11 protein-coding genes are annotated in these 13,668 nt (G+C 64.9%); 5 read left to right on the forward strand and 6 right to left on the reverse strand.

Translation table 11 applies throughout. From position 1 onward, the window contains the following. Position 1: 1 nt before the first annotated feature. The 3 genes from gltX to metG form a co-directional block, all read right to left on the reverse strand. Entirely contained in the window at positions 2–1,756 is a 1,755-nt protein-coding gene (gene gltX / locus KF838_14955; protein QYK48076.1) for a glutamate--tRNA ligase, read from the reverse strand. 52 nt (positions 1,757–1,808) lie between these two features. Next, positions 1,809–2,810: an FkbM family methyltransferase gene (locus KF838_14960; GenBank protein ID QYK48077.1), complete on the reverse strand. Its 1,002-nt coding sequence runs from the start codon at positions 2,808–2,810 to the stop codon at positions 1,809–1,811. A 70-nt stretch (positions 2,811–2,880) separates the two neighbouring features. Beyond that, positions 2,881–4,671, reverse strand: coding sequence for a methionine--tRNA ligase (gene metG, locus KF838_14965; protein ID QYK48078.1), 1,791 nt, complete (start codon positions 4,669–4,671; stop codon positions 2,881–2,883). Positions 4,672–4,998: 327 nt separating this feature from the next. Between metG and KF838_14970 the strand changes: the two genes are divergently transcribed. The 4 genes from KF838_14970 (at position 4,999) to KF838_14985 (ending at position 9,485) form a co-directional block, all read left to right on the forward strand. Continuing rightward, positions 4,999–5,241, forward strand: a complete 243-nt coding sequence (locus tag KF838_14970) for a hypothetical protein (protein QYK48079.1) — start codon at positions 4,999–5,001, stop codon at positions 5,239–5,241. A 207-nt stretch (positions 5,242–5,448) separates the two neighbouring features. Then, positions 5,449–5,856 carry a hypothetical protein gene (locus KF838_14975; GenBank protein ID QYK48080.1) on the forward strand — a complete coding sequence of 136 codons (408 nt, stop codon included), beginning with the start codon at positions 5,449–5,451 and terminating at the stop codon, positions 5,854–5,856. A gap of 190 nt (positions 5,857–6,046) precedes the next feature. Next, on the forward strand, positions 6,047–7,789 hold the full coding sequence (locus KF838_14980; protein ID QYK48081.1) for a hypothetical protein: 1,743 nt from the start codon (positions 6,047–6,049) through the stop codon (positions 7,787–7,789). Beyond that, a complete protein-coding gene (locus tag KF838_14985) occupies positions 7,779–9,485 on the forward strand; it encodes a SpoIIE family protein phosphatase (protein QYK48082.1) in 1,707 nt (568 codons plus the stop codon). The genes KF838_14980 and KF838_14985 overlap by 11 nt, the downstream gene beginning before the upstream one ends. Before the next feature lie 65 nt (positions 9,486–9,550). On the opposite strand, the gene accC is transcribed toward KF838_14985, so the two are convergent. From accC to accB, 3 genes are all read right to left on the reverse strand, one after another. After that, complete coding sequence (accC, locus tag KF838_14990) at positions 9,551–10,891, reverse strand: acetyl-CoA carboxylase biotin carboxylase subunit (protein QYK48083.1); 1,341 nt, start codon at positions 10,889–10,891, stop codon at positions 9,551–9,553. 67 nt (positions 10,892–10,958) lie between these two features. After that, on the reverse strand, positions 10,959–11,327 hold the full coding sequence (locus KF838_14995; GenBank protein ID QYK48084.1) for a four helix bundle protein: 369 nt from the start codon (positions 11,325–11,327) through the stop codon (positions 10,959–10,961). Between the two features lie 47 nt (positions 11,328–11,374). Next, positions 11,375–11,851, reverse strand: coding sequence for an acetyl-CoA carboxylase biotin carboxyl carrier protein (accB, locus tag KF838_15000; GenBank protein ID QYK48085.1), 477 nt, complete (start codon positions 11,849–11,851; stop codon positions 11,375–11,377). A gap of 157 nt (positions 11,852–12,008) precedes the next feature. On the opposite strand from accB, the gene KF838_15005 reads away from it, so the two are divergent. Then, positions 12,009–13,664 carry a hypothetical protein gene (locus KF838_15005; protein QYK48086.1) on the forward strand — a complete coding sequence of 552 codons (1,656 nt, stop codon included), beginning with the start codon at positions 12,009–12,011 and terminating at the stop codon, positions 13,662–13,664. Positions 13,665–13,668 lie beyond the last annotated feature (4 nt).

A 13,668-nucleotide genomic window follows, 5' to 3' on the forward strand; every position in this document is an offset into this window, starting at 1 on the left:
GTCACGCGTGGGCGTCGAGGCAGCGACGGATTCGGGCGAGGGCGGAGTTGCGGCCGAGAATCGCGAGCGTTGCGCCGAGCGGGGGCGAGACGGCGGCTCCTGTGACGGCGACGCGCAGCGGCTGGGCCACCTTGCCCATGCCAAGGCCCGTCTCCGCAGCATGGGCGTCGAGCAGCGCGTCGATCGACGCGACGTCGAAGGCGGGGAGGGCCTGGAGCTTCGGCGCTAGGGCGCGGAGCGTCGCGAGGCCGGCGCCGTCGTCGGCCCTCAGGTGCTTCTCAACGTCCTTGGCATTGAACGCGTAGGCGTCGTCGTCGACCAGGGCGAAGGAGACGAGGGAGCGGACGTCCTTCAGCGTGCGGCAGCGTCCCTTGATCGCGCCGACAATGAGTTTCAGGCGCGTGAGGCCGACGCGGTCGAGTGTCTCGCGGTCGTCGCGGCCCGCCCACGCCGCCCAGCGCGTCAGAAACTCTTCGTCGCTCAGTTGTGCGATCGCATCCTGATTGAACGCGATCAACTTGGCGCGGTCGAACTTGGACGCGCTCTTGCCGACCCGATCGAAGGAGAACTTCTCCACCAGGTAGCCGGTATCGAAGCGTTCGAGGTCCTTGCCGTCCGCGGCTTTCTCGCCGGGGTTCCAGCCGAGCAGGGCGATGTAGTTGAGCACGGCCTCCGGTAGATAGCCGCTGCGCCGGAAGTCGTCCACGGCGATCTCGGGGAGCTCGACGCCGATCACGGAGGCGAGGTCCTCAAGGGCGTGGGTCTGAAGCTGGCGCGTCTTATCGCCGAGCCATTGGTCAAAGTCGGCGGGCGGGAGGGCGTCGAAGTGGGGGAGCGGCCTCGCACCGGCCTTCACGCGGACATCGGCGGCCGACTTGATGTTGAGCTCGCGGCACTTCGCCCGTGCCGCTTTGTCGCGATCGCGCTTGGACATCTTGCTGTTGTCCTGGTTGGCGATCACGGTCAGGTGCGCGAACTTGGGGGTGCGGAAGGGCTCGTTGGTCTTCTGGTTGACGAGGACCCGCATGAGCGCGACGTGGCGGGGCGTGTTGTTCAGGTGTTCCTGGCCGCGCATGATGTGCGTCGTGCCCATCAGCTCGTCATCGATCACGACGGCGAAGTGGTAGGTGGGGAAGCCGTCGGCCTTGCGGATGACGAAATCGTCGAGCTCATCAGCGCTCACGGTGATCTCGCCGAGCACCTCGTCGGTGAAGTTGATGGGCGTGCCGGGCATCTTGAAGCGGATGGGGCAGGGCTCGCCGGACCTCATGCGGGCGAGCGCGGCGTCTCGGTCGTAGTCGGCGGCCCGCCGGTAGACGAACGTGCGTTTCTCCTTCTCGGCGAGCTGGCGCATGGCGGTGAGGGCTTCGGCGGTGTCAAAGGCGGGGTAGGCCAAGTCACGCTCGATGAGCCAGTTGATGTAGGTGTCGTAGATGTCGCGCCGGTCGGATTGGTAGAAGGAGCCGACCTCGCGCGGGTTGCCGCCGAGCGTGGTGACGGTGCCGTCGGCGTTCTCGCGCTTGAAGACGGGGCCTTCGTCCCAGTCGATGCCGAGCCACGCGAGGTCTTCGAGGATGCCCCGGCTGGCGGCTTCGCTGGAGCGTTTCTGGTCGGTGTCCTCGATGCGGAGAAGGAACGCGCCGGAGTGGCGCCGCGCGTAGGCCCAGCAGAAGAGAGCGGTGCGCGCCCCACCGATGTGGAGGTGCCCGGTGGGCGAGGGAGCGAAGCGCGTGATGACCGGGGGAGAGGGTGGCATGGGGAGGAAGGGTAGGAAGAAGGCATTACGCAAGAGGCAGGGAGTCGCGGGGTCAGTGACGCGTGGCGGCTTGTACCGGCTTGTGCTCGACGGCAGTACCGGGCATGGCAGGCGCGGCCCGATCAACATGCACGCGAAAGGGCGAATCGGGGTGCATCCACAGTTCGTCGCGGAGATGGGGCCACGAGGGCTCGTGCAGAGGGAATCGCGCGGGACGGAATCGTCGGGGCGCGATCGTGCGAAGGTCGAACGTCCACCCCTGGTATCCCGCGTGTTCGATCGCTTGGCGAGTCTGCGCGGCGTTTGTTCCGTTCATGCGGAGCGCGGCGGGGTTGATCTCGGTGACGATCAGGGGCTTGAGCTCTCTGTTGAAATCGACGAGCGAGGTCAGGATCGCGCGTTCTGCACCTTCGACATCGATCTTCAGGAAGACGCGACGGTTCGAGCCGGGCCACGAGGGGGCGTCGGCGGCTGCCGTGCGGATGGCGATCGTGTGCGTGCGTGAGACGCGATCGGCAAGGTGGGGCAGGGGTGTGCCGATCGTCCCGCTGCCGGTGTTCTTTCCGATCACACTGAGCGTGAGCGTGTCGTCGCGGGCGCCGAGGGCGTAGGGGTGGAGCGTGATGTTTCGGAACGGGCTTGAATCGACGTGGTGTTTCAGGCGCGCGAAGACATCGGGGTTGGGCTCGTAAGCGTGGACCGAGCCGCGGGTGCCAACGAGGCGTGCGGCGTGGAGCGAGACAAGGCCGAGGTTTGCACCGATGTCAACAAAGGTGTCACCGGGCTTCAGTACGCTGTTCATGAGGAGGAGGAGCGGGAGTTCGTGGTATCGACCGAGGAACCAGGCGCTGCGTTCCCAGTGCTCGGCGAGATCGAGTTCAACGTTTGCGCGGCACCAACGCAGCCGGACCGGCATGCGCGGGGCTTCATTCCAGCGGGCATCATCGAAGACGCCGGCGCGGACCATGACACGGCGCGCGCCTGGCACGCCGCGCCGGGCGAGCGCACACGCCAGGCGCTGGGTCGGGGTGAGGTTGAAAGTGCCGGCTTGCATGAATGCGGTACATGAAACGGAGTGCGTGGTCTTGCGAGGGTGCCGTCGTGGCGCGCGATGGGGAGACGCATCACGCCTTCGTCGGCGCGGGCTCCTTCGGGTCAGCGCGCATGAAGAGGGCGTCGCCCTTGGCGATCTTCTGGCCGGGCTTGAGGCCGTGCACCGGGTGTGCCCACTGGGCGAGTTCCGAGAGAGGGGCCTTGAATGCGGAGTTGCAGTCGTCAGGATCGGTGAGGGGTGAGCAGTTCCAGAGTCGCCAGAGCGACGCCATCTTCTCCGGCATGGCCGGGTACAGCATGAGCGACGCGATGCGGAGCGCTTCGGCGCAGGCGTACAGGATCGCGCCGAGCGCTTCGCGCGAGCCGGGAAGATCGTCGATGCGCTTGGCAAGCGTGAACGGGGCCGTGTGGCTGATGAATTCATCGACAAACTGGACTGCAACGATGCCATTGCGCACCGCTTCGTCGAGTTGGCCAGTGTGGAGAGACTCCGCAAAGCGATTCGACCAGTACGCGGTCTTCTCAGGGAACCGGTAGCCCTTCAATCTGTCGCTTTCCGATGCGGGTTTACCGGCATCTGCTCGCGCTTTGAGCGCGATACTCAACTCGCTGTCGAAGTTGTCCGCTGTGTAGAAGTGACTGAGGTTTCCCTCCCAGTTTGGCGCGGGCACACTCCCCTCAAAGTACTTCTCGATCATGTTCGCCACGCGGCTGGCGCAGTTGCCGATCCCGTTCGCCAGGTCCGCGTTGTAGACCTCGACGAAGCGGCCATACGCGAAGTCCGCATCCGTCGCCCCCAGCGGCCCCTGCGTCGCGAGGTACCAACGCACCGCATCCAGCGAGTAGCGATCGGCATAGGCCTTCAACTGGTCGATCTCGATGAAGTTGCCGAGGGACTTACTCATCTTCACGCCCTCGGAGACGAAGTAGGCGTGGGCGTAAACAGTCTTGGGGACCGGCTCGCCGAGGGCCATGAGCATCGCCGGCCAGATCACGGCGTGGAACCACAGGATGTCCTTGGCCATGAAGTGGACGATCGGCGCCGTCACCAGCGGCTCGCCCGTGTTCGGCTTGCCGCTTCCCTGCGGCCAGTAGGTGCGACGCTCAGGCGTATCGACAACCGTCAGATAGTTACAGAGCGCCTCGATCCACACGTACACGCGATGGTTCGGATCGCCCGGCATCTTGATGCCCCAGTCGGCATCGCCCGGTTTGATCGCGCGGCTGACCGGCACACGCTGCAGCCCGGTCTTGATGCGCCCCAGCACCTCGTTCTTCCGCTGTTCGGGAAGGATCTGGATCTCGCCGCTCTCGATCGCACGCCGCAGACGCGCCTCGTACTTCGGCAGGTCGAAGAAATAGTTCTTCTCTGTCCGGCGTTCCAGGGGCTTCTTCGTGACCGGGCTCTTGAAGTCGTTCTCTTTCGCCACGGTCTCGGTGAGGTACTCCTCCTGCGAGGCGTCCCACCACCCTTCATAGTCCCCCAGCGCGATATCCCCTGACTTGACGAGCTTCTCGATATAGGCCGAGGCGCGGGTGATGTGGCGCTCTTCGGTGGTCCGCACGAAGTCGTCGTTGGAGAAGTTCATGGCCTTGAACGCAGCGCGGAACTCCGCGGCGTTCTGGTCGGCCCACTGGATCGGCGTCAGGCCGCGCTGGGAGGCGGAGGCGACAACCTTCTCCGCATGCTCATCGGTGCCAGTCAGGAAGAAGACGTCGCGACCGATCAGGCGGGCCATGCGGGCCGCGACGTCGCCGACGAGGGTCGTGTAGCAGTGCCCGATGTGGGGGCGGTCGTTGACGTAGTAGATGGGCGTGGTGATGTAGAGGGGGCGCTTCTCGGCGGTGGGCATGTTGGGCATTGGCGTGTGTCCGGACGCGGGATTGGGCGTGTGCATCTGCGGCAATGGGCCTGTAAGTGTATTGCTTTCAGCAATTTATGCGGTATAATCAACTGTGCAAGCGTGGTCCGATAAAGGTGTGCTGGTGTGTTTGTGATCGCAAACTTGTTTGTGCTTTGGGAGCGATGTGGTATACATCATGGTGGCTGGAGGGGCGACGGAGTTGGTAGTGTCGGCCGCGTTCGAGAGTACGAGCGGGTTGTCCGGTTCGTTGTGTAGACCTTTCATTTGTTCTCGGCCGCGGCTCATGCCGAGCCGATGAACTGTACGACTCCCGGAGTGTGGACAATGCCCGAGCGATTCGCGAGTGAGAAGCGGGTATACGAGGCGCGGCGCGAGCAACTGCTTCGCGACCAGAACGAGGGCAGGTTCGCGGTGATCAAGGGCGAGACGTTCATCGGCGTTGCGCACTCGTTCCCGGAGGCGATCGAGACCGGCATCCTGAAGACCAACGGTCGCGAGTTCTTTGTCCAGCGGATCCAGCCGGCGGGAACCATCGAGTGGATGTCGCACATCGAGCGTCCGGCCTGAGAGCGGGTCCTCGCCTGGGCCTGTCACGGGCTCTCGTTTCCCGCTGCCACTTGAACCGTGAACTGCTGTACGGGGGTCGTCCATTTGAAGAACTGGATTCCTTTCGCCCGCCATGGCGTTCCTGAGCTTGACGTTGTCGTCGGTATCAGTGAGGTTGAACTCCGGCTATTGAAGAAGCTCGGGGTATCGATCCCTGAGACGACGGAGATGGCGCCCACCTCAGCCCTCTTGGACACGGGCGCGCACCGCTCGTTCGTGCCGCAGGAGTTCGTCGATCGCCTTCGCCTCATTCCCTGCGGGCAGTCAGAGATCCACACGCCGATCACAGGGGCGGTCATGGTCGACCTGTACGCGGTCTCGCTGCACGTGATGGTGCGCGGCCGCGGCGCGTCGGGTTGGCAGGGTGAGGGGCTTGCCGGAACGGTGCAGGTGGGAGTGATTCCGACCAACACGTCCGGGCGCGGCCGGGCCTTTCCGAAGCCGATCATTGGTCGAGATGTGCTGTCGACGTGCCGCTTTGAGTACGACGGCCCGGGTCAGCGGCTCGAGTTCCGCCACCACCAGATGCCGAGCCGCAGGGGCTTCATGTCACGCTTGCTCCTTCCACGGCGATGAACCAACGTCGTGCTTCGATGGAGGTTCGCGGTGCGACCGGGTGGCAGCCAGCGGCGGGGGCTGTTCTGTTCGGTCTATGATTGGATGGGGATCCGATAGACTTTGGTTGCTGCGAACTTGTCGCGGCATTTGGTACGAATAGACAGTAGAGAATCGCGGTATCGAGAGCGCGGCACCGTCACGGAGCACGATGATGAGACATAAAGCACTCTTCCTCATCGGATTATCCGGGTTGGCCCTGTCTTGGTACGCTTCCGATGCTCACGGCCAGAACGCGCTTGGTGACGGACGCAACCTTGATCGCAGTCTCAACACGCAGTCGAACTACAACAGCGGCAATTCGCGCGGCGCGTTCCATCAGCGCCTTCAGCAGGGGAACGCCGTTGTGACGGGCAACGCCGCGGGCGGCAGGTCGTTCCGGGGTGATGTCGGGTACACGGGCTCATCTGATTTTCGTGGCTCGCTGGGATCAGAGGACATTTTCACGTTCCGGCGTGATGCGAGTTTCGCGGGCGGCTTCAACAGCGGTGCCTCCAGGGGTCTCGCGGGGCTCCAGACGCAACTCAGTTCAACCACCGGCTCAGGCGCATCGCAGGGCTCTGGCGGCTTCACGCCGCGAGACCAGGGTGGCTTGCTTGTCAGGCGTGCGGGCTCGGGGTCGATGGGCACGGACATCATGGGGCTTGATTCTTCGGGTTCGCGCAGAACCTCGCCGCGTGGAATCGGGAGCTCTGATGTTGTCGATCTCCGCACGGACTTCAGCGACACGCAGAGCATGGGTTCTGCCCCGCAGTTGGGTGTCGGCTCACTGCGTTCGACATCAGCCCATTCGACCAGCCAGTCCTTCAATCCATCATTGATCGGCCAGCGGCGTGAGCAGGACGGCTCCGTGACGAGTCTCACCGCGTCGAGTCTGCGCGGGGTGCGCTCCAGCACGACGGGTCCTGACGGCCAGCCGCTTCCGGTCTTGCCGGGCTCGAACAACGCGACGCCTCGTTCGGCGACGCCGGGGTCGCCGACGACAATGGTCTCGACACAGGCGGGGCTGACGAACCCCGCATCGCCGCGCACGGCGGTTGCCCCGGCGAAGACCGCCTATGACGCGCTGATGGATCGGTACAAGGAGCAGACGGGTACGGCTTCTGCTGCGGGTCCGGCGGGCGATCTCGAAAACTGGCAGAAGCAACTCGAAGAGATCCGGTCCACGCTTGAGGGGAGCAACGATGCCGCCTCGACGCTTCTGACCAATCTCGGCGCGGAGGGTCTGCCGGTTGATCCGAGCACGCAGGACCCTGTCCGTCTCTACAGCCAGCGGACGATCGACATGATCCTCAAGCAGGCGGGTCAGACCAACGAGCTGCTTCTCACGGCGGAGGGGCGTCTTGGGGCGTTCGGCGAGCGCATGCGTCGGGGCGAGCGGGCACTTGCCGAGGGGCGGTACTTCGATGCGGAGGAGTCCTTCTCCACGTCGCTGACGCTGCGACCGGGGGATGTTGCTGCTTCGATCGGGCGGGTTCACGCCCAGCTGGGTGCGGGCATGTACCTGTCCGCTGCTTTGAATCTTCGGATGACACTCGGCGCAAACCCCGCCGCCGTCGGTGAGCGGTACGGACCCGCGCTGCTTCCGTCTGCGGCGCGTTGCGACGAGATCATCGAAGAACTGCGCACGAACGCGCGCAGCGAGGACCGGCTCGGCTACGAGTCTGCGGTGCTCCTCGCCTACATCGGCTACCAGACATCTCGACGCGATGCCATGGAAGAGGGCTTCGCGGCGATCGAGCGACTTGCCTCGACCACATCAAGGCCGATCGACTCGCGATTCGTCGAGCTCGTGCGTCGTGTCTGGAGACCGATCCTGGATCGCTCTTCCGTTGCCCCGACAGGCCCAGCCGCACCCGCCGAAGAGGCGGGGGGAGACCCGGTTGGCGGTTGATCCTTCATCGACACATCAGGTCACAATCGGACGGGCCGCGGGGCGTGCTCCCGGAGCGCGTTCTATTCGCGAGTTTCTGAGCGACGGCTCGCTCGCCAGACTCTGCGCCGAGCTCTCTCATCTGATCGGCCTGCGCATCGACCTTCGGGACGAGGCCGGCAGATCGATTGTTCCCGGCGACCTGCATCGCCCCTGGCGCGTGCTGGAGCAGCCCCCCGTCCAGGAGGAAGGTCAGGTATCGATACCGCTGCGCCTCGGCGAGCAGTCGATCGGCTCGATCGTCATGGGCGCGGGGCTGCCGCATCTCAGCACCGATGCCCGCACACAGGCAACCCACGCGCTCGAGTTCGTCGCCGCGGCCGTGTCCGAGCTCTGCAACGATGACGAGGAGCTGCGCCACAGGATCAAAGAGATCGGCGCGCTCTACCGGCTGAGCGGCCTGCTTGTTCAAGCGAGGGGCGGCATCGAGCAGATCCTTCAGATCGCGCTCGAGTCCGCGCTCGACGCGCTCGAGCTCGACTCCGGCAACGTCGTCCTTCTCCCCGACAACGCGGACGGCGTCGCGAAAGAGAGCGAGGAGGACTTGCGCCACGCCGCGGCGAGCGGACTGAGCGCGGCATGGATTCACAGCCCGCTTCCTCTGTCCAAGGCCAGAGAGTTCGATCGGCTCGCCCTGCGGGGCGAGGCCGTGACATCCGAGGATCTCCTGAAGGATGAGCGCGTCCTGATCCCAGAGCAGGTCCGCTCGGAGGGCGTGCGATCGTTCATCTGTGCCGGGCTGGTTGTGCGAGGGCGACCAATCGGCGTCATCCGCTTGTACGGAAGGAGCCCGCGCCCCTTCAGCGAGTGGGACAAGCGCCTGATCCGCTCGATCGGCAATCAGGCGGCGGCCGCGGTCGATCAGGCGCGGCTCTTCCGCATCGAGGACCACGAAAAGATCGTGCAGCGCCAGCTCGCCATCGCCAGCGATGTGCAGCGCCGCATGCTGCCGAGGTCGCTCCCCACCGCGCCGGGTCTTGATATCGCGGCTCGCTACGAGCCGTCTCTCGAACTCGGAGGCGATTTCTATGACGTCTTCGAACTGGGCAGCCAGATCGGCATGGTTGTGGGCGATGTGGTCGGCAAGGGGATCGCCGCAGCATTGCTGATGTCGCACGTGCGGGCCACCCTGCGTGCGCACGTGCAGGACGTGTATCACATCGACGAGGTGATGCGCCGAGTCAACCGGGCTCTCTGCCGCGACACGCTCGAGAGCGAGTTCGCAAGCGCGTGGTACGGCGTGGTGGATCCGCAGTCGCTGCGCCTTACGTATGTCTCGGCCGGACATGAGCCGCCGTTCCTCATCAGGCGTTCTGCGCCGGGTGCGCCTCCGGAGGTCACGGAACTGCGCGGCGGCGGGCTGGTGCTCGGCATCGATGCGTCGGAGTCGTATGAGCGGATCCCCTTCCAGCTCCAAAGGGGCGACATCGTTGTTGCCTACACCGACGGACTGATGGACGTGCGGAACTTCGCGGGCGAGAAACTGGGCCGCACGCGCCTTGAAAGCACCGTGCGGGATCTTGTCGCGAAAGAGCCGGAGGGATCGGTGACGGCGGCACGGATCCTTGAGCACCTCATGTGGACCGTCAGGCAGTTCGCGGGGCTGATGCCGCGCCCCGACGATATCACGATCGTTGTGCTGCGCGCACTCGCGTGACCGGCGACACGGGGACTTCTCACGTCTCTATGAAGTGGAAGAGACGAAGGCGATATCCGTGCGTCTTACTTCAGAAGCCGCTCCAGATAGTGGATATCCACGCCGCCCTTGCGGAAGTCAGCGTTCTCCATCAGGCGCTGGTGCAGCGGGATCGTCGTCTTGATCGGGCCGACATTGAACTCGCGGAGCGCGCGGGCCATGCGGTTCATGCACTGCTCGCGATCGTCGGCGTGGACGATCAGCTTGCCGATCATCGAGTCGTAGTTCGGCGGCACCGTGTACCCGGTGACGACATGCGTGTCCAGGCGGACTCCCGGGCCGCCCGGCGGCTCGAACGTCGTGATCCGTCCGGCGCACGGCATGAAGTTCTTGTCGGGATCCTCGGCGTTGATGCGACACTCCATCGCGTGCCCGCGGATCTCGATGTCCTTCTGCTTGTAAGGCAGCGGCTCGCCCGACGCGACGAGGATCGACATCTTGACGATGTCGACGCCCGTGATCATCTCGGTGACCGGGTGCTCGACCTGCACGCGCGTGTTCACCTCGAGCATGTAGAAGTTCTGCTTCTCGTCCATCAGGAACTCGACGGTCGCAGCCCCCGAGTACTCCGCGGCCTTGATGAGCCGCGCCGCGGCCTCGCACGCGGCATCACGCTTCTTGCGGTCGATCAGCGGGCCGGGGGCCTCTTCGATGAGTTTCTGGTGGCGGCGCTGCGTGGAGCAGTCGCGCTCAAACAGGTGGATGGCGTGCCCATGCTTGTCGCCGAGGCACTGGACCTCGACGTGGCGGGCATGCTCAAGGAACTTCTCGATGAAGACCGCGCCGTTCCCGAAGGCGGCAAGGGCTTCCTGGCTGGCGATGCGGAGGTTGGTGCGGAGGGTCGCCTCGTTGTGGCAGACCTTCATGCCGCGCCCGCCACCGCCGGCAGAGGCCTTGATGATCACCGGATACCCGATCTCGGCGGCGACATTGACGGCCTCTTCCTCGTCCTCGATCGCGCCCTCCGAGCCGGGGAAGATCGGAACCTTCGCGGCCTTGGCCGTCCGCTTGCACTCGACCTTGTCACCGAGCTTCGCCATCGCCTCGGGAGAGGGGCCGATGAACTCGATCTTGCAGTCGCGGCAGATCTGCGCAAAGTCGGCCCGCTCAGAGAGGAAGCCGTAGCCGGGATGGATGGCGTCGACGTCGGCGATCTCCGCCGCAGCGATGATCTTGGGGATGTTGATGTACGACTCGCGCGCCGGAGGCGGGCCGATGCAGATCGCGCGATCGGCGAGCTTGAGGTACGGCGCGTCCTTGTCGGCAGTGGAGTACACGCAGACGGCTTCGACGCCGAGCTCGCGGCAGGCACGGATGATGCGAAGGGCGATCTCGCCGCGGTTGGCAATGAGGATGCGTCTAAACATTCAGTGACGGAGTGACGGAGTGACACAGTGACGGAGCGAAAGGCACGCCGTCCCGGGGTCCACGTCCTTACTCTCGCTCCTTGTCTTCGAGACTGCGGATCAGTCCTTGGATGACTCGATCGGTTTCTGCAACGAGGTCAATGATGCTCTGGTGCGGCTGGGCCAAGCGAAGGCGAGATACGAGTTCGAGCTGGGTGCTGACTTCGGCAACAGATCCGCGTGCGACACGCAGAGAGCGAAGAAACTCAGCGGGCGTCCCGCGTCCGTAGCCCTCTGCGATGTTGGATGGGATTGATACCGCCGCGCGACGAAGCTGGCTCCGCAGACCAAATCGTTCACTCTCCGGCAGGGAATCAACGAAGCCGTACATCATCTCGGCGAGTTCCATTCCTCGCTGCCAGCCGATGATGTCTCGATAGCTCCGGATGCTTCCCACTCTTTCACTCCGTCACTCCGTCACTGTGTCACTGTGTCACTGTGTCACTACGGCTTGACCAAAAACAGCTTCTGCCCGAACTCGACCGCGTCGCCGTTCTTGACCAGCACGCGCTCGATCGTTCCCGAGACCTCGGACTTGATCTCGTTGAACACCTTCATCGCCTCGACGAGGCAGACGACCGAGCCGGGGCCGACCTGCGAGCCGACCTTCGCGAAGGGGGGGGAGTCCGGGTTCGAGGCGGAGTAGAACGTCCCGACCATCGGGGACTCGATCGCCACCAGGCCGGCGTCGGAGGAGGGGGCCGAGGAGCCACCCGGTGCCGCCTGTCCGGGTGCCGATGCCGGGATCGCCATCGGCATCATCATCTGAGGCGTCATCATCTGAGGCGTCATCATGTGGGGGGGGAGTTGGACGCCAGACTGGCCGCGCTTCAGAACGACGGCCTCGTTCTCATCGCGAAGTTCCAGTTCTGTGAGACCGTTGTCGGTCATCAATTGGACCAACTCGGCTAACTTCTTCATGTCGATCATGTGTAAGGGTCCGCGAGATTCGCACGGACACCGAACGGGTACGCCACGCTCGGGCCGGTCGGAAGCCGGGCATGATACGCGAAGACGCCAGCAGCGGCGAACACCTGACAACGCCCCAATCGTCGGCGGCGGTGGGTAGACTGCGCCAATGTCGGCAGATCAGGACCAACCCGATGGTGCCTCGCAGGAGCGAGCTGGCCGCGCTCCGCCTCGCTTTGCGAGCTGGTGCGCGATCGCGCTGGCGGGATCTGTCCTGCTTCTGCTCACGCCTCTGATCGTCGCGTTCTTCCCTCGGGGTGCGCCAGTCGGAACGGCACCCGGCGCGTTGGAGACGATGCTTCCCAAGACGGGTCCGCTGGTGCTCAACTCTCTGCTGGCATCGGCTGGTGTCGGTGTGTGCGCGACCGGGCTGGGCTTGGCTGTGGCGTGGACGACGCGCGGTCTTCGGGGAGCTGGCCTTCTCTCGCACATGGCGGTGCTCCTGCCTCTCATGCTCCCCGCGTATCTGTCGTACTCGGGGTGGAGCGTGCTGCGCGCGCCCGGGTCATGGCTCGGCGACTGGATCGGTTCGCTTCCCGGGACACGTGCCGGGGATGTCGGGCGCGCTGCGAACATCGGGTTTGCCATCCTGGGCATGACGCTCTGGCTCTGGCCATTGGCCGCGGTTCTGGTGACGGCGAACATTCGCAGACTCGACGCCGATCTCTTCCACATGCTGCGGCTCGAATCGGCACGCGGCCCGGCCCGCTGGTGGCTCGTGGTCCGCCTGCTTCGCCCGAGCATCCTCCTTTCTGTCGTCACGATCGGCATCCTGGTGATGGGCACGGCGATACCGCTCCACGTCGCGAATGTGCCGACGCTCGCCATCTCGGTCTGGCTTGCACTCGACCGTTCACCCCCCGGCGAGGCGTGGCGGGCACTTCTCGCGGCGTGGCCCCTATGGACGCTCGCGATTGTCGCTGGGTGGTGGCTCGGGGGGCGCGCGTCCGACTGGGCGACAGGCAACCGCGCGACATCGTCGAGCTTCAGCGTCTCGCACCGGCAGAGCATCCTGCTCTACGGCGCGACATCGCTCTCGGTGGTCATCCCGGCCGCCCTTCTTGTGAACGCGACCAGAGATTCGGCATCGCTGATGCGATTCTGGCGAATCAGTGGCGATGGCGTGCTCCACGGGCTTGGTCTCGCGACAGCAACCGGCGTGATCGTCGCCCTGATCGCCATCGCGACGGGTGTGGCGGTCGGTTCACGGGCCTGGGCGGCATCGGTCGGCAAGGGTTTCGTTCGCGTCATGCTCATGCTCGGCTTTGCCCCCGGTGTTCTCATCGGCACTGGGCTTGTCAGCGGCTGGAACCGGCTCGATTCCAGCGGGTTCGTCACCTCGGGGGTGATGATTGAGGGACTCGCCCAAGTGTGCCGCTATGGGTGGATCGGCGCGATCGCCGGGTGCGCTATGGTCCGCATGGAGCACCCGCACCTCCGGGACCTCCGACAGGCGGACGGCGCGGAGACGCTCGCGGGCTTCGCTCGCACGGGCCTGCTGCTGAACTTGCCGATTCTCGCCGCGTCGGGGCTTGCTACGGGCATGCTCTCGTTCACAGAGATCGAGGCGACGGTCGTGGTTCAGCCCCCGGGCACGGGCGATCTCGCGCGCCAGATCCTGAACTACCTCCACTATGCCCGTATGGAAGAGATGTCCGCAGCGGCGGCGTGGATCGTGGGTTCAGGGATCCTTCTCACCGCTTTCATCGGATGGTTGCTCATGCTCGTGGAGAGGGCCAAGCGAACGAGCCGCGAGGTATCGTAAGATG

The organism is Phycisphaeraceae bacterium (assembly GCA_019454185.1).
Lineage (GTDB): Bacteria > Planctomycetota > Phycisphaerae > Phycisphaerales > UBA1924 > JAHBWV01.